At 58.4% G+C, this 15,962-nt stretch carries 12 protein-coding genes; 3 read left to right on the forward strand and 9 right to left on the reverse strand.

Annotation, left to right across the window (positions count from 1 at the left end):
* Positions 1 to 62 precede the first annotated feature (62 nt).
* From P3T16_RS27490 to P3T16_RS27510, 5 genes are all read right to left on the reverse strand, one after another.
* On the reverse strand, positions 63 to 464 hold the full coding sequence (locus tag P3T16_RS27490; protein WP_429344687.1) for a DUF3331 domain-containing protein: 402 nt from the start codon (positions 462 to 464) through the stop codon (positions 63 to 65).
* A 370-nt stretch (positions 465 to 834) separates the two neighbouring features.
* Positions 835 to 1,299 carry a hypothetical protein gene (locus P3T16_RS27495; protein WP_429344688.1) on the reverse strand — a complete coding sequence of 155 codons (465 nt, stop codon included), beginning with the start codon at positions 1,297 to 1,299 and terminating at the stop codon, positions 835 to 837.
* A 45-nt stretch (positions 1,300 to 1,344) separates the two neighbouring features.
* Positions 1,345 to 2,286 carry a LysR family transcriptional regulator gene (locus tag P3T16_RS27500; protein WP_429344689.1) on the reverse strand — a complete coding sequence of 314 codons (942 nt, stop codon included), beginning with the start codon at positions 2,284 to 2,286 and terminating at the stop codon, positions 1,345 to 1,347.
* Positions 2,287 to 2,616: 330 nt separating this feature from the next.
* Positions 2,617 to 3,459: an oxidoreductase gene (locus P3T16_RS27505; RefSeq protein WP_429344690.1), complete on the reverse strand. Its 843-nt coding sequence runs from the start codon at positions 3,457 to 3,459 to the stop codon at positions 2,617 to 2,619.
* An 89-nt stretch (positions 3,460 to 3,548) separates the two neighbouring features.
* Positions 3,549 to 6,374 (reverse strand): 2-oxoglutarate dehydrogenase E1 component, encoded by a 2,826-nt coding sequence (locus P3T16_RS27510; RefSeq protein ID WP_429344691.1) that lies wholly within the window; start codon positions 6,372 to 6,374, stop codon positions 3,549 to 3,551.
* A gap of 633 nt (positions 6,375 to 7,007) precedes the next feature.
* On the opposite strand from P3T16_RS27510, the gene P3T16_RS27515 reads away from it, so the two are divergent.
* On the forward strand, positions 7,008 to 7,667 hold the full coding sequence (locus P3T16_RS27515) for a response regulator transcription factor (protein WP_429260025.1): 660 nt from the start codon (positions 7,008 to 7,010) through the stop codon (positions 7,665 to 7,667).
* A gap of 360 nt (positions 7,668 to 8,027) precedes the next feature.
* On the opposite strand, the gene P3T16_RS27520 is transcribed toward P3T16_RS27515, so the two are convergent.
* The 3 genes from P3T16_RS27520 to P3T16_RS27530 are packed head-to-tail and all read right to left on the reverse strand — an operon-like array spanning position 8,028 to position 12,280.
* Positions 8,028 to 9,569, reverse strand: coding sequence for an efflux transporter outer membrane subunit (locus P3T16_RS27520; protein ID WP_429344692.1), 1,542 nt, complete (start codon positions 9,567 to 9,569; stop codon positions 8,028 to 8,030).
* On the reverse strand, positions 9,566 to 10,642 hold the full coding sequence (locus tag P3T16_RS27525) for an HlyD family secretion protein (protein ID WP_429344693.1): 1,077 nt from the start codon (positions 10,640 to 10,642) through the stop codon (positions 9,566 to 9,568). The genes P3T16_RS27520 and P3T16_RS27525 overlap by 4 nt, the downstream gene beginning before the upstream one ends.
* A gap of 12 nt (positions 10,643 to 10,654) precedes the next feature.
* Complete coding sequence (locus P3T16_RS27530; protein ID WP_429344694.1) at positions 10,655 to 12,280, reverse strand: MFS transporter; 1,626 nt, start codon at positions 12,278 to 12,280, stop codon at positions 10,655 to 10,657.
* A gap of 442 nt (positions 12,281 to 12,722) precedes the next feature.
* Between P3T16_RS27530 and P3T16_RS27535 the strand changes: the two genes are divergently transcribed.
* Both P3T16_RS27535 and P3T16_RS27540 read left to right on the forward strand, forming a co-directional pair.
* Positions 12,723 to 13,655 (forward strand): LysR family transcriptional regulator, encoded by a 933-nt coding sequence (locus tag P3T16_RS27535; protein WP_429344695.1) that lies wholly within the window; start codon positions 12,723 to 12,725, stop codon positions 13,653 to 13,655.
* A 307-nt stretch (positions 13,656 to 13,962) separates the two neighbouring features.
* A complete protein-coding gene (locus P3T16_RS27540) occupies positions 13,963 to 14,553 on the forward strand; it encodes an AraC family transcriptional regulator (RefSeq protein ID WP_429344696.1) in 591 nt (196 codons plus the stop codon).
* Positions 14,554 to 14,974: 421 nt separating this feature from the next.
* Here P3T16_RS27540 and P3T16_RS27545 read toward each other — a convergent pair whose 3' ends face one another.
* Positions 14,975 to 15,916, reverse strand: a complete 942-nt coding sequence (locus tag P3T16_RS27545) for an aldo/keto reductase (protein ID WP_429344697.1) — start codon at positions 15,914 to 15,916, stop codon at positions 14,975 to 14,977.
* Positions 15,917 to 15,962 lie beyond the last annotated feature (46 nt).

Consider the following 15,962-nt stretch of genomic DNA (forward strand, 5'->3'; position numbering starts at 1 on the left):
TTCGCACGCTTGTCGTCGTTATCTCAATGAAGAAAAAGACGTCGCGCCTTCCAGGAGAATATCTACACCCGGCTTGTCTGCAACGGTTCAATCGCGTTTAGGGCCGATTCGAGGATCATCGCGCGGGCATTGACCGGTGCAGGTTTCGAACGTTGCGGATGAAAGATACGGTCCCCGCGCCTGATGCGTTGCCCGCTCAACGCGCATATCCCTGATACCTTGGCGCTTGCGACCCGCCAGATCTGGGCGCCGTAGAAGCAGCTCGTCGGATCCCGCCACGCGATTGTCACGGTTAACGATGTGGTCCGCTCAATCAGACTCACCTTCAAGTGCGGCGAGCGACTGATACTGGATGTCCGGTGTTTCGCCACGGGCGTCGTATCAGCGCGGGCATCTGCGCATCGTGATCCCGATGATAAAAGTCGTATGGTCTGAACCCACGGATCGACTTGGCTAACCAGCATGGTCGCGCTCCTTACGAATCGAAACGTGACGTTTCATTCTCACTGAACAGGACGCCGCGCCGGTAACAATACGTTAAGCGTGCCGAACGGATGTGCCATGACTCAAGTGCCCATGAACGGCCGCCGCGTTACGTTAAGGTATCCAATGTTTCGCACCGACGCTAGTCGTTCAAGCAGATGTGCGATGCACCTCATCGTTCAACGTGGTCATACTTTCGAATAGGCTCAACGCCACCCGCCCCAGAGCGTAAGGAAGACTGCAATCTGATCGCTATTTCCGCTTGCGACGCGGCGATCCGGTCGCGAATGGCGCTGCAATGCAAATCCCAACTCACTATCGGGCCGACATATCTCCTAAGGACCCTTGTGATTACTGAATCCCCGGATGTTTCGCCGGGTATCGCGGCTCCGGACTGACCTTCGCCAGGCGTTGCATCAAGTCCTCAATCGTATGTTCATCGAGCGTTGAGACCAGATCGATGATCTGGCCTCGAAGCGCTTCATCCGCGTATGGCTCGCTCAGCCAGTGGAATTTCTCGACCGTCCGCTCCCATGTCAACGGATTCTCGAGCCCACCTTCGAAGCCGACATGTTCCTTTGTCAAGGTCGGCCCGTCCTTGCATCGGATCGTCACCCGGGTGTTCAACGCGTGCGGATACTGCGCGCTGAATGCAGCGTCCGGCCGCACCACGACCTTCCTGAGCAGTGCCAGCGCGTCAGCCGCCTGGACGCGTTCCGGTTCGAGCTGAGCCGGCCCCACCTCGTCATCGAGCAGCGCCGCCGCGATCAGATACTTGAGGTTGTAGTCGTGCCTGCTCCTTGGTCTGGGGAGCATCCTGATCAATGCGCTACCTCGACGGCGCTCACCGGGCACCACGCCTCAGCCGTTTGAGGTACCTCCCATTGCGAGACCATCGGTACTTAGCGCGCCATCCGTCCAGTCGCGCAAGAATTCGATCCATGTTTTGATCTTCGCGTCGAGATACTGACGCGACGCATACACCGCGAAAACATTCAGCGTTTGCAGCTGATAGTCCGGCAGCACGCGTTTCAGCGAGCCCAAGCGCAGCATGGATCGCACCGTGAACGTCGGTAACGCCCCAATGCCCATTCCTTCCAGCACCGCAACCGCCATGGCATCGGGGACGTTCACCTTGAAGCGGCCATCAGGCAGCATGAATTCGTGCTCTCCGCTCACATCTTCCAGATGCCAGCGGTCCGCCGGAAAAATCGGCATGGCGACCTGAAGACAGGTGTGATTCGATAAATCTTCAACTGTCTGCGGCACACCATGTATCTCGAGATACTTTGGAGACGCGCATAGAATGCTGTAGAACGTGCCGAGCCGCCGTGAGATGTAGGCCGAGTCGGGCAGCGCCCCCTGGGTGACCCGCAAGGCCACGTCGTAGCCCTCTTCCAGCAGGTCGGGAACGTTCTGCGAGAGCGTGAGATCCACGGTTACTGCGGGATAGCGCTCCTGGTAGGCCGCAGCCGCGGGGACCACATAGTTTTGCCCCAGGCTCGACAACGCGTGGACTCGCAGCGTTCCCACCGGGTTCGCATGCGCGTCCGATGCCTCGGCCTCTGCCTCCGCAACCGACGCGGTGATCGCGTAGCACCGTTGCAGATACCGCTCGCCTGCCTCTGTCAGTGCGATGCGCCGCGTCGTGCGGTTGAGCAAGCGGGTACGCAGATGAGTTTCGAGTTCGGAAATCGACCGGGACACATAGCCCGTTGTGGTACCCAGTTGATTCGCGGCCGCCGTAAAGCTTCCCGCCTCGGCCACTTCGACGAAAATCTTCATGTTGCGGAACGTGTCCATGCTAATCCGATTGATCCAGATTGAACGGAGACAGCACACTTATCTCCGCCCCGGCATCTTGCCTGAATTCGACATGCTGCCTCTAACGCTTCATTCACAGCATAGCCCGAACCACGTCCAGATTCTGCTGCTCAATCCTCCAGACAATCCGTGCTCCGAGCGTTGCGCCCTTGCTGGCCGGAGTCATCCCCGATCGTTTCCGCGTTAGAACAAGTTACCCGGAAAGACGCCTTTGGGTAAAAGATGAAGATCGAGACAGAAGTCAGGGACATGGCGCGGCATCGCGACCGCTTGCCTTGAGGCAGGCAAGGCAACCATGCGCATGCCCGGTCATGAAAAATCGGTCGACTTCGAGACTGATTCCCACGCATCGATCTCATCGTTCAGGTCGGCCAGCTTTTTGCGCACAACGCCAAGCGCGTCGCTGCCGAGCAGCAGATGGACAGGCGGGTTGTCGTGCTCGATGATGTCCAGCAGGACCTGCGCCGCTTTGGCAGGGTCGCCTGCCTGCTTCCCATCTTTTTCCTTGCGAAGTCGGCGAACCGGTTCAAAAACGGCGTTGTAGTCGTCGACGCTACGCTCTGTACGAATCATCGAGCGACCAGCCCAATCGGTTCGGAATGAGCCGGGCGCGACAATCGTTACCTTGATCCCGAAACCGCGCACTTCCTTCTCCAGCGCTTCAGAGATACCCTCGAGCGCGAATTTGCTGCCGCAGTAGTAAGAGACGCCGGGAAACGTCACGAGCCCAGCCATCGACGTGATGTTGACGATATGACCCGCACGTCGCAGCCGCATTGACGGCAGCACGGCCCTGGTCATGGCCACGGCGCCGAACACGTTGACGTTGAACTGGCGTACCAGTTCGTTGAGGGGTGACTCCTCAAGGGTTCCTTCATGGCCGTAGCCAGCATTGTTCACAAGTACATCGACCGGTCCCGTGCGCCCGGTAACGTCCTTGACGACCGTCTCGATCGCTGCGAAGTCAGTGACATCGAGGATCACGCCGTGCGCCCGTTTTCCGTCCAGCCTGTCGAACTCAGCTTTTGCTGCCTCGCTTCTGACGGTGCCGATCACGGTGTGTCCCGCAAGCAAAGCGGCTTCAGAAAGCGCGCGGCCAAAGCCAGAGCTGACACCCGTAATCAACAGCACCCGCCCGGCACGTTTGTCCATGATATTGACCTCCTCTTCATCTACCCACTACCGTCTTCATGCCTGGGGCGAATCGGTGACATCGTCTCCGACTCGCCCTTTCCGCCTTCTTACTCGTCGATCGCTGCGTGCAGATACTTTTCCTGACGCGCAAGGTGCATCGACCGGTAACCCGGTGCAGTCGATGCGGTCGCCTCGGGTCCGATATAGCGCAGCGTTGCAGGTGCCTTCACGATGTCCAGCAGCTGTTCCAGCACGAAATTCCACGAACCCTGGTTTTTCGACTCTTCCTGACACCAGACGACGCTCTTCAGATTCGGATAGCGCTCCAGTTCCGAACTGATCTGCTTTGCGGGGAACGGATACAACTGTTCAACGCGAATCAATGCGATGTTGTCCTTCTTCGCCTTACGCCGACGCTCCAGAAGTTCGTAGTAGACCTTACCCGAACACAGAATGACCCGGTCGACCCTGGACGCCGCTTCCTTAGAAGGCGATTCGGCAAGAATCTCCTTGAATCGGCCCCTGGCCAGATCCTCGAGGCTGCTGACAACCTCCGGGTGGCGCAGAAGTGACTTGGGCGTCATCACAATAAGCGGAACGCGATCGGGGAGCACTGCCTGCATCCGCAACAGATGGAAAAGCTGAGCCGGTGTCGTGGGCTGAACAACCCGCATGTTTTCCTGTGCACACAGTTGCAGGTAGCGCTCAAGTCGGGCGGACGCGTGTTCCGGCCCCTCCCCTTCCTGACCGTGTGGAAGCAGCATCGTGACACCACTGTGTTGCCCCCACTTTGCAGCGCCAGCGGACAGAAAGTTGTCGATAACAACCTGCGCCCCGTTCGCGAAGTCGCCGAACTGCGCTTCCCACAATACGAGTGAGTTTTGTCGAACAACCGAGTATCCGTACTCGAAGCCGAGAACCGCTGCCTCCGACAGAACCGAGTTGGTCACCGAAAATCGTCCTTGGGTCTCCGACACGTTGTCCAGCGGGATGTACGTGCCCTCTCCCCGAATCGACCGTTTCTGATCGTGGAGTACCGCGTGACGATGGCTAAACGTACCGCGCTCACTGTCCTGGCCGCTCAGGCGCACGTCGATACCCGCGGAGAGTAGAGAGGCGAAGGCCATATGCTCAGCCATACCCCAGTCCAGCGGACGCTTGCCTTCCGCCATCTCGCGACGGGCAGTCATCACTTTTCCGACGAGCGGATGTAACGAATACTGCTCGGGAACGCTTGTGATCCTGAGTGCGAGTTCTTGAACGTGGTCCGGCAAGGGTGCCGCGTAATAGATACGGCCAACGTTTCCATCGAGCAGCTGCGGCCAGCTCACCTCTTCGCTCTTTTGATCGACGGGCTTCTTCTCTTCGACGGTCTGCGCAGCGTCAAGACGTTCACGGTAGTCGTGGACATACTTCTCCACGTCGTCCGCCGTCACGACCCGCTCGTCCACAAGCTTCCTTGCATAGAGAGTACGGACACCAGGGTGGCCCGCAACGGAACGATACATTAGCGGTTGCGTGATATTCGGCGTGTCCTGTTCCTGGTGGCCATGGCGGCGGAAGCAAACCAGATCGATAACGACGCTCTTATTGAACGTCGCACGGAAATCGATTGCCAGGCGCGTTGCCGCAACAACTGCCTCAGGGTCGTCGCCGTTCACGTGCAGGATCGGCGCCTCGATCATCTTGGCGATGTCGGTGCAATAGAAAGACGACCGGACATCTTCCGGGCGGGAAGTGGTGAAGCCAACCTGGTTATTCACGACCACATGGATCGTGCCGCCCGTGCCGTAGCCCCGGGTATTCGAAAGGTTCATCGTCTCCATGACGATACCCTGCCCCGAAATAGCAGCGTCCCCGTGGATCTCCACGGGCAGCACAGCGCTCGCACCTTGCCCCAATACTTCGGCGCGCGCACGAGCGATCCCTTGAACAACCGGGTTCACAATTTCCAGGTGCGACGGGTTAAACGCGAGTGTTACTTCTGCCGGCCCGGTTGCTGTCGGGAGCAGGCCGGTAAAGCCCTTGTGATATTTGACGTCACCTGCCGGAAGAAGATGCGCGGTTTTCCCGTCGAACTCGTCGAACAACGCAGCCGGCGGCTTGCCGACAATATTGACGAGAACGTTCAGGCGTCCACGATGTGCCATGCCGAGAATTGAGCTCTTGACTCCCCTCGTGGCACCGTATGCAACCAGCTCATCCAGCAGGACGATGAGCGACTCGCCACCCTCAAGCGAAAAGCGCTTCTGGCCGACGTAGCGCGCATGCAGGTATTTTTCGAGGCCCTCGGCGGCCGTCAGCCGTTCGAGGATGTGCAGCTTGTCACCGGTATCCAGCGTGGCTTTTGCACGCGAAGCCTCGAGATGCATTGGCCACCAGTTACGCTGAACTGGATCAGCCAGATGCATGAACTCGGCGCCCAGCGTCCCGCAATATGTCTCTGTGAGCGCCTGCATCAGATTGCCGAGCGATGTATCTTCGTCCGAGAAATAAGCGCCCGACATGCTGAACTTCGTGTTCATGTCCGCCTGGGACAGATCGTAGTAGCCCGGGCTCAGTTCAGGCACCGGCACCGGCGCGGTCCAGCGCAGCGGATCCAGATGAGCATTGCGGGTGCCGACCATGCGATAGGCTGAAATCAAGGCCTGTACGGCGACCTGCTTGCGGGCGAAACTCAGTACGTCGCTCTCTGAGCGCCCTCCAGTTCGCGTCTGCCTGGCCAGCTCGACAAAGCGAGACACAACCGGTGCGTGTGCAACATCGCCTGCGTCTGATCCATCAACCGCCGGCACGCCCTGCAACGCGTCGAAATAGCCGCGCCACTCTTCCGACACCGTGTTCGGGTCGGCAAGGTATGCCTCGTATTGCTCCTCGACATAGGGAGCATTGCCTCCAAACAGGAAGGAAGTATTCCGGTTCCGCATCATCATGATGACTCTGTCCTCAGTCGGGCTCATGCCCGGTATCTGCCACGTATTTACCCAAGGCAGTACCTTTACCGCCGTGGTCAACCCAACGCGTCCACAGGTACACGAAGACAAAGATCCGAATGCGAAAGAAGGCAAGGTTCAGCGCCATCCAGTCCGCGTCAATTTGTGCAAGACCCCATGACTCCAGTCACCAGGTCCCTGTGCCCGCCAGGACCAGCGATCTTCTGATCGCCGATGAGATCAGCTTACGCTTCACGGGTCTTCACCGACGCTCTAGCTTTGATGGTTTGGGGACATTTCCTGCCGATTTTCGGCCATCACGTCAAAATTTCCAGAATCTCGTGTATCTGCACGGTCGAACAGTTTTGTCACGGGCTCCGATAGCGGACTGCGCTCGTCATACGGCCAAATACGACTGCAAATTGGGGCAGGCGCGGAGCGACGGTGCAGCCGCTCTGCCCACTCAAGGTGTTCGCGTCAGCGCCGGTCAGGCTACCAGGCAAAGGTATTCCTTGAGGCGCAATGACGCCAGGAAAAACCGTGCGCAATATGTAGCGATAAGTTCGAGCATTGCTTACCATACGGAGAGTATCGGCGTCAGCATGCTGTAACGAACTTTTCGAAGATCGAGCGATGAAACACGACAACGTTGGGACGGGAAGTGAATCATTGCCGGACTCGCTTGTTTATGTGGTCGACGACGACGAGTCTATTCGCGGCGCGCTAACCTCTCTGCTCATGTCAGTCGGAATTCACGTGCGGGCGTTCGAATCGGCCGACGATTTTCTGGCCGCGGAGATGCCGGACGTGCCGAGTTGTCTCATTCTTGACGTCCGGCTGCGAGGCACGAGCGGCCTGACCCTGCAGCAGGCGCCATTTAAAGAAAGTGTTCGATTTCCGGTCATATTTCTGACCGGACACGGTGACATTGAGATGTCCGTCAAGGCAATGAAGGCGGGCGCTTTCGATTTCATGACAAAGCCGTTCAAGGATCAGGATCTGATCGATACGATCGCCGCAGCCCTGAAAAGGGATAGCGAATTGAAGCGCCAGGAAAGGATCGTTGCGGGCATCCGTCAAACATACGATTCGCTGACAGCGCGCGAGCGGGAAGTCATCAGGTTGGTCGCCGATGGACTGTTGAACAAGCAGATTGCCGACCTTCTCTGTCTTAGCGAGGTGACGGTCAAGATCCATCGGGCGCAAGCGATGCACAAGCTGAATGCGCGCTCAGTGCCTGATGTCGTCAGGAAGTTGCAGCAGGTGCTGCCTCTCCACCAGGGCGCCAGGTAGACGTTTCTGCATTCGCTGCGCTGGGGCCGCCATCTTCAGCGTCGGGATCGATCCCGACTAATACGAACTGTCACTAAAATCATTCGAAGGTCTTATTGCTCCCTGTCTGCAGGCCTGTAATTTGTCTGGAGGATTCAATTTTTCTGAATCCTTTCGCTGGCCTGCGGACTCGAGATGAAATCAAAGCGCTCTTCCGCAGTTATTGGGGTGGTGGACGGGCGTATCAGGTCGCGACTCGTACCACACGCGCGCCTTCCATGTGCGGGGCGCCTCGGCAAAAATACACGTAACACTTCGCCGCAACTACGCAACCTGGAACGCATGCGAGAGACGCCACACCTGTCCGCCCCAGTGCCCCCGTCAACGCGAGACGGATGGATTGGCGTAAGTCGATTCCCACCCGCCGCCGAGCGTCTTACAGAGGGTGATGAGATTCGCGGCAGCGGTCGCCTTGCTTTGTTCGAAGTTGCTCTGGGCGTCCAGTAGTTGCTTCTGCACGTTAAGTACGTTGAGAAAGTCGACCGCCCCACCCTTGTAGCGCTGCTGCGCGATCGAGAGCGCGCGCTGGTTTAGAGCAACCACCGCCGTCAGCCGATCGCGCCGCCTCTGTTCAGCGTCATAGACGACGAGCGCATCGTCCACCTCGCGCCAGGCCTCAAGTACGGTGTGTTTGTAGACGATCGCAGCCTCCTGCTGTTGCGCCTCGCGTAGGTGCAGTGTCCCCTTGAGGCGCCCGCCTTCGAATATGGGAAGCGTGATCGATGGTCCAACAACAAACTGGCCCGACGCCCAGTTGGCAACGTTCGAGAGCTGAAGACTCTGGAACCCTGCGCTGCCGTTCAGCGATATGCGTGGATAAAAATCGGCTTTTGCCATGCCGATCGATGCCGTGGCTGCGTGCAGCTGAGCCTCTGCTTTTCTGATGTCGGGTCTGCGCTGCACCAGCTCCGACGGAAAGCCGACGGGCACCTGTGCAGGTAGCTCGGGCACGTCATGCGGCTCGCTGAGCGTTTGCCGTAGCGCGCCCGGTTCCTTGGCCAGTAGTACGCCAATCGCGTTGATCGTAGTTTCGCGTCGCGATTCGAGCGTCGGAATCAGACTTTCGATTGACGCCACCTGTGCGGAAGCGTTGGCCACATCCAGATCCGTCGTGACGCCTTCACGCACCCGGACCTGTGTGAGCTTCGTGGTATCGCGAGCAATCTCAAGGTTCTGGTTCGCTATCTGAAGGAGAGCCTGCGTGTCACGCAACTGGATATAGTCTCGTGCGAGTTCAGCGCGTACGGACAACAGCACTGCGTTGCGGTCCTCGTATGAGGCATCGGCCAGCGCCGTCGCCGCCTCCACACCACGTCGGGCGCGACCCCAGATGTCGAGTTCCCACGATGCATCGAAGCCGAACTGGTACAAGTCGTAAGCTGGCGAGCCCTTGGAGCCTGGCAACGGCGCCACGCCAAGCGGCGCGCCACCCGAAGCCGACTGCGCCTGACTTCCCGTCGGGGTGACGCCGAGCAACGACAGGATGCCGTTCGGGCTTCCACGCTCGCGGTTGTACGACGCCACGCCGTCCAGCGTTGGATATTCCTCAGCACCGGCAATGCGTTGCCCGGCGCGGCTTTGCCGCAGACGCGCCGACGACGCCGCCACATCGAGGTTCGCATCGGCCAGTTGCTGCTCAAGTGCGTTCAACGTGGGATCATTGAACAGCGTCCACCATTCCGGAGCGAATTCAGATTCGACGGCCTTGCTTGATGCTTGCGCAGATTGGGTACGATCAAAGACTTCCGGCGGCGTAGACGTTGTTGGACGTTCGAAGTTCGGGCCGACGGTGCAGCCCGTTATCACAAGGCATGCCAATATCCCCAATACGAACGCGCGGAAGGAAAAGTCGTTCGCAATCATTTTCCATCTCCCCATTCGGCCGGCGTATCACCATGCTGACCGACGGCGACCTCAGTTTCGACAGAAAGCCCCACGCTCAACGCAGACGCGGCCTGTTGTCCGTGGTCGATGGTGATCTTGACAGGCACACGCTGGACGACCTTGGTGAAGTTGCCCGTTGCGTTGTCGGGTGCGATAGGCGCGAAGCTCACACCCGTAGCAGGAGCAAGACTATCGACATGCCCTCGAATCACAACACCAGGAAAGCTGTCGACCTTGATCCGCACGCTTTCGCCAGGCCGCATCCTGGCGAGCTGGTTTTCCTGGAAGTTAGCGACGACATAGGCTTCAGAAAGTGGCACGATCGCGAGAACCGCTGCACCTGGCGTCACGAATGCACCAACCCGCGCAGAACGCCGTCCAACCCTGCCGTCGACCGGCGCACGGATCTCCGTATAGGACAGGTTGAGCTTTGCCTGCTCGAGCGCCGCCTCGGCGCGTGCGAGCCCGCCGGCCGCCTTGTCGCGCTGGGTATGCAGTACGTTCAGGTTCTGCCCAGTCGACGCCAGCGCGGCCTCATCGTGGGCCTGCTGCGCGAGCTGCTCGGCGAGCGTGCTCGAAGCGTGCTGCTGCTCCTGAGTCGTTCCCGCGCCGGCTTCCGAGAGGTTCTGGTACCGCGAGGCGTTTGCTCGCGCAAACGCGATCGACGCGTCGTCGGATCTAAGCGTCGCGCGCGCCTGCTCGACGAGCGAGGGCTGCCGCGCGATCTCGGCGTCGTAGTTCGCGACGGACGCCTTTGCCGCAGCCACGTCCGCTTCCGCACTCATCAATGCGGCCCGGAAGTCACGATCATCAATACGTATCAGCAATTGCCCGGCTTTTACTGATTGGTTGTCGTTGACGAATACGTCGGATATTTCGCCGGCGATACGTGGCGCCACGAGGGTGAAATCGGCCTCTACATAAGCATCGTTTGTGGATTCGGTATTCGAGCCGCCTAACAGTCTTGAGCAAGCCAATGCGCCAACGCCGACTGCGACAACCAGAGCGGCAACACGAACAATTTTGAGGGGTGATCGAGCAACGGATGACATAAATACCGTCTCTTAATGGGAAGAAGGGGGCGTAGCGCACCACGGCGGGTAAATACGCACGGGTAACACTGACACCAGGAAAACAAGGGCGATGGCAACACCTGCCATCACGCGATAGAGATCCGCCGAGGTCAGTACCACTGCCTGCACGTGGATCCGGTGTGCAAGTTCGCCGAGACCATGCGCCGCGTCGATGCTTTGGCTCGCCACAAGCGCGTGATTGCCCAAGTGGTCCACGAGCATGTTCGAATGAAGACGTTCGCGATCTGTACCCAACCCTTCGAAGAGACCCGTTGCCGCAGCCGCGGAAAACGTTTTTAGCGAGTTAAACATCGCCGAAGCAAATGGACCGTCTGTCGGTGGCAAGCCCGTCGTGACGCCCATCAGGATTGCCAGGATCACCATCGGTTGCGCGACGATCTGTATCGATTGAAGCCAGTAGAAATTGTTGCGGATCCACTCGGACGTGATGAAGCTCCCCATCAGGCACGTGGTAACCATGAGGCACAGTCCAATGGCCATGACCCAGCGGTGGTCGACTTGCCGGAGGTTCAGGACGGCGGCGGTCGCAGGCAGCGCAATCACCAGGGGAATGGCAACCAGCAAAGACAGCGGCGCGGTTTGCAGCGGCCTGTAACCGTGAATATGCGCAAGATACTGGCCGGGTATTGCAGCCACGCCAACGAGGAGTATGACCGCGCCCGCGAGTGTCGTAAGTCCGTGCGCAAAGTTTCTGCGCGACAGCATCTGCAGCTTGAAAAAAGGAAGCGGATGAAACCACTCGTTGACGAGGAATGTCACCAACAGCAGTCCTCCGCCAATCAACATCACGCGAATGAATTCGGAATCGAGCCAGTCAAGACGATCACCTTGCAGAAGGCCGATCACGAGCATGGCGACGGCCGGAAACCCGGTCAGAAAGCCGGTCCAGTTGAATGCCCCGAGTCGTTCGAGTTTGACCGGATCTGGCGGAAGCCCCTGCTGGATCGCCACGCAGCTTACGATGCCAAGCGGCACGATTTGCCAGAATGCCATTTGCCAACCGGCATACTCGGTCCATAAAGCTGCAAGCGGTGTGCCGAGCGCCGGTCCAAAGGTCGCCGTGAGCGCGTACCCCGCGAGTCCGTATAGTTTCACTTTGGGCGGAAGATAGCGCAGCGCCACGATGATCAGCATCGGGGGAAGGCATCCGCCGGCAATCCCCTGCAGCACACGCAACACGTAAAGCGTAAGCAGGTTCGGTGCAAAGGGACAAAGGATCCCGAGGAACATCGTCGCGATCACGGCGCCGATCGTAAATCGCTTGAGCGTGAACGTGATCCCAAACCACGGCGCAAACACCATCGCAGCGACATTAGCCGCCTCGAACAGCGCGGTCAGCCAGGTTCCATCGTCATGCCCGATCGAGAGCGCGCCCTGAATGTCCGCCAGCGACAGTGCAGTGACCTGTTCGTTGAGAATGGCCAGTAGAGACGCAAGCAGCATCCCAACCAGGCCGACGGCGAGACCAGGCGAAAGCGCGGATTGTCTGGACGTCGGCGGCGCTTGAGCCTCTGCCCCCGGCACAGAAGAGAGTGCCGGCGACTGCGCGACGGCCGGCGCTTCCGCTTCACGTGTTAAAGGGTTGCCTGTATTCATAGGAATCCCGTTGCTACTCATGTTCGATAGGGCATCTAATATGTCGGTCGGCGGTTGCCTGAAAAGCGGAGATCCTCCAACATCGATAACGGAATGCGGTTGCCGCATCACCGATACCTGGCGACCGTGTGATTGTCCAGGATAGGCCCAATTCATTGGAGCCCAGGCTAGTCAGGTATTGGGCCAATGAGTTCGCGAATTTTGCCAACCGGCCATGGACGTCGTGATAACCATCACTATCTGAAAGAGTCCCTTTCAAACCGACAAGGCGAACTTTCCGATCAGGAAAATCATAAAAGGCCGCTTCCTGCTATCTAGAAAGCGTTCGGCGTTGGACAATGAGTGTCTTCATTGAGCCATTCGTCGATGCGGATCGTCACCATGCGTATCACAATGCATAGAATCGCGATGTGTGGACGCAGTGATCAAGGTGGGAAGTGGAATGGACAAATTGCGTGAGATGGAGATTTTCGTAGCCATCGTCGAGCGAGGCAGCTTTACTGGCGCGTCCGACAAAGTCGGAATCTCGGCCGCCGCGGTCTCGCGGGCGGTCAATTCGCTAGAATCCCGTCTCGGCACACATCTGCTTGCCCGGTCGACTCGAACGGTTCGTCCGACGGATGCAGGTATGACATACCTCGAAGCCTGCAGGAAGGTGTTAGACGCCATCACGGATGCGGAAGCAAACATTGCGGCCGATCAACTCAATCCTGTAGGTACGTTGACCATTTCTGCACCGGTCCTGTTTGGCCAGCGATATGTTGCTCCTCTGGTTAACGCCTTCGCGCTGCGTTATCCGGACGTCAGCGTCAATGCGGTGTACGTCGATCGAACCACGCGGCTTCTAGAGGAAGGGGTGGATATTGCTATCCGTGTCGGCCACCTCGGAGACTCCTCGACATTCGCTGTTCCGTTGGGTTTTGTGCGGCGTCGAACGTACGCGGCGCCCTCTTATCTCGCTGCGCATGGGGAACCCCTTCACCCCAGGGATCTGGCCCATCACCGCTGTGTGTCCTTCACTGGCGTCTCGCTTCCACTTGAGTGGGTGTTCAACGAGAACGGTTCGAGGTTGCCTGTCAGGCTTCGGCCGCGGATGATCGTCGACCTGGGTCCCGCTGCCGTTCTCGCCGCCGTTGACGGTGTGGGGATAACCCAGTTGCTGTCGTATCAGGCGGCTGCTGAGTTAGCCGATGGCAGGCTCCAACCTGTCCTGACGTCATTCGAGCCCGAGTCGACCCCGGTGAGCCTGCTTCATGTAGAGCGGCGAAGCACCAGCGGTAAGATTCGCGCCTTCGTGGAATTCGTCACCGAAACACTACGCAAAAACGCGCACCTTCAGGGCGTGGACGCTACTGCAGTGCGAACTTCCCAGTAGGCGGCCACCCAGCGGACATTGACCCTCCCACGCAACACAATGTACGACATTACTGCAGCTGCGCCCTTGGCCCAAATCTCACGTTGATTGGCCACGCATGGCGACATCCACGTGTTTCCTCCCGGATGCCGGCTGATTAGACTTGGGCTCGTGGATACGGCACAGCCGCCTCTTCAAAAGTCGTGGCCTACGTTGATACGGGACGATAACCAAGGGCAGATTCATCATGCGGAAAGAACGCCATACCTCGCGCCGGGTGATAACCGGGTACGGTCGCTCGTGCGCAACGGATTTGCGGAGTCGGCGCATGCATGTTGCGATGATGCTGTACGCGGGATTTCGGCTACTCGAAGTGACGGGCCCGATGGATGTTTTCCATGAAGCAAACCGACTGTGCGGAGGAACGCTGTACGAACAGCATCTCGTGGGACCGTTCCCGGGGCCCGTCCTGTGCTCGAATGGCGTAGCGGTGCACACGACGGAATGTCTGTCGGATGCGCATACTTCGTTCGACACCGTCGTAGTGCCTGGTTCCCCGATCATCGGCTCGGGACGTGAGCATCGCGAACTGGTGGACTGGCTCAGTGATGCCGGACGTGGCGTGCGAAGGCTCGCGTCGGTGTCCAACGGCGCTTTTTTAGTCGCGCGCGCCGGTCTTGCAGACCATCGCTCGTTGGCCATGCATTGGCGCGACGCGCAATGGCTCTCCACCGAGTATCCCTTAGTAGACGTCGTAAGCAATCAAAGCTGCTTGAAGGATGACAATCTGTACTCGTCGTGCGGTGTAAGTGACGGTATCCAGGTGGCCTTGGCTCTCGTCCGGGAGGACCTTGGCGAAGAGTTCGCCGGAAGCATTGCAGAGTCATTGTCGGGGCAGCGCAACCGGGCGCAAAGTTAAGGTGTTTGTCGAAATCTATGGTTGACGAGAATTTAATTTATAAGGCACTCGCAAACCCATTCCGACGCGAGATCCTGAAGTGGTTAAAGGTGCCAAACAAGTACTTTGTAAAGGGATACGTCGATCTTGGTTGCGGTGTACCGTCAAATGCAATCCATACGCGCGGCGGGCTATCTCAATCGACTGTATCAGCGCACGTCGCGGTGTTGGTCGAGGCGAGACTGCTTGTTTCGACCCGTGTTGGTCAGTGGATGTTTCTAGCGCGAAATGAAGAGGTCATTCGCGCCTTCGCGACACAGATCAGGTTGCATCTGTAGCCACTAGCTTTATCGACCGGGTGTCGGTCACCCAGGCAGGCCTTCTACAGTGCGGCGGTCCATGCTCACTTCGATCGTGGCGAGATAGCCGTCGTGGATGATGGTTACTGACTACTTCGCGGAATAAAACCAGGGCTGCCGGTCTTCACAACTTCGTTGAACCTCTGCCTGGTCTGAATCCGATTGATCTCGTCAAACGCGTCTGCCGGGAGGGCAGAGATGTTGAAATTCTCCTGCGCACGGGCCGCAGTCTTGGGCGTTGTAAGCAAAGCTGTGCCGCGCTGCACCGCCCAGGCGAGCAGCACCTGTGCTGGCGTCTTTCCAACTCGCGCGGCAATCTGCGAGATGACCGGGTCCTCGAGCGGCCCTGGCCTTATTCCGTGACCCAATGGCGCAAAAGCCAAGAACACTATCTCTTTCGCTTTGCAGAATTCCAGAAGTTCCGTTTCTGGAAGATAAGGATGTGCTTCGACCTGGACCACGGCCGGCTTGATTCTTGCCGATTCATACAGGGGCAGAATTTCGTTCAGGCTAATATCAGACAGTCCAATGGCCCGGCATCTTCCATGGTCGACAAGATCTTCCATTGCCCTCCACGTATCGAGCAAAGTCACGCCTTTATCGTAGAGGACATCTCCATTCTCGTCGCGCGGATCCTGCTCATCTCCTGGTTGAAACGCAAACGGCGTATGAATGAGATAAAGATCCAGATAGTCCAGCCCAAGTCTTTCAAGACTTGCCTCGAATGCCGGTTCAACACGCTCGGGCCGATGATTTGAATTCCATAGCTTGGTGGTCACAAAGATTTCTTCGCGCGCGATCCCTCCGACTGCAAGTCCAGCCTGCAGGGCCTCGCCCACCTCACGCTCGTTCCGATATCGCTCCGCACAATCGAAGTGTCGATATCCGGCTTCCAGCGCGTATCGGGTGGCGCTTGTAGTCGTGGCTGCATCAGAAATCAGCGTGCCAAATCCGACTGCGGGCATACGGCCGCCTCCGTGATTAAGCCCTATCCTTCTGACCCGAAAATCGGAAGACTCAATCATGACGAAAACCTCCGCACTATGTCGTGCCCAGCAATGAAGGACCGAC

The sequence above is a fragment of the Paraburkholderia sp. GAS42 genome (genome assembly GCF_050436565.1).
In the GTDB taxonomy this organism is placed as follows: Bacteria; Pseudomonadota; Gammaproteobacteria; order Burkholderiales; family Burkholderiaceae; genus Paraburkholderia.

Coding starts and splice junctions, on each gene's coding strand:
- P3T16_RS27490 (WP_429344687.1), bottom strand. CDS start 464: ATGCTGGTTAGCCAAGTCGATCCGTGGGTTCAGACCATACGACTTTTA.
- P3T16_RS27495 (WP_429344688.1), bottom strand. CDS start 1,299: ATGCTCCCCAGACCAAGGAGCAGGCACGACTACAACCTCAAGTATCTG.
- P3T16_RS27500 (WP_429344689.1), bottom strand. CDS start 2,286: ATGGACACGTTCCGCAACATGAAGATTTTCGTCGAAGTGGCCGAGGCG.
- P3T16_RS27505 (WP_429344690.1), bottom strand. CDS start 3,459: ATGGACAAACGTGCCGGGCGGGTGCTGTTGATTACGGGTGTCAGCTCT.
- P3T16_RS27510 (WP_429344691.1), bottom strand. CDS start 6,374: ATGATGATGCGGAACCGGAATACTTCCTTCCTGTTTGGAGGCAATGCT.
- P3T16_RS27515 (WP_429260025.1), top strand. CDS start 7,008: ATGAAACACGACAACGTTGGGACGGGAAGTGAATCATTGCCGGACTCG.
- P3T16_RS27520 (WP_429344692.1), bottom strand. CDS start 9,569: ATGATTGCGAACGACTTTTCCTTCCGCGCGTTCGTATTGGGGATATTG.
- P3T16_RS27525 (WP_429344693.1), bottom strand. CDS start 10,642: ATGTCATCCGTTGCTCGATCACCCCTCAAAATTGTTCGTGTTGCCGCT.
- P3T16_RS27530 (WP_429344694.1), bottom strand. CDS start 12,280: ATGAATACAGGCAACCCTTTAACACGTGAAGCGGAAGCGCCGGCCGTC.
- P3T16_RS27535 (WP_429344695.1), top strand. CDS start 12,723: ATGGACAAATTGCGTGAGATGGAGATTTTCGTAGCCATCGTCGAGCGA.
- P3T16_RS27540 (WP_429344696.1), top strand. CDS start 13,963: ATGCATGTTGCGATGATGCTGTACGCGGGATTTCGGCTACTCGAAGTG.
- P3T16_RS27545 (WP_429344697.1), bottom strand. CDS start 15,916: ATGATTGAGTCTTCCGATTTTCGGGTCAGAAGGATAGGGCTTAATCAC.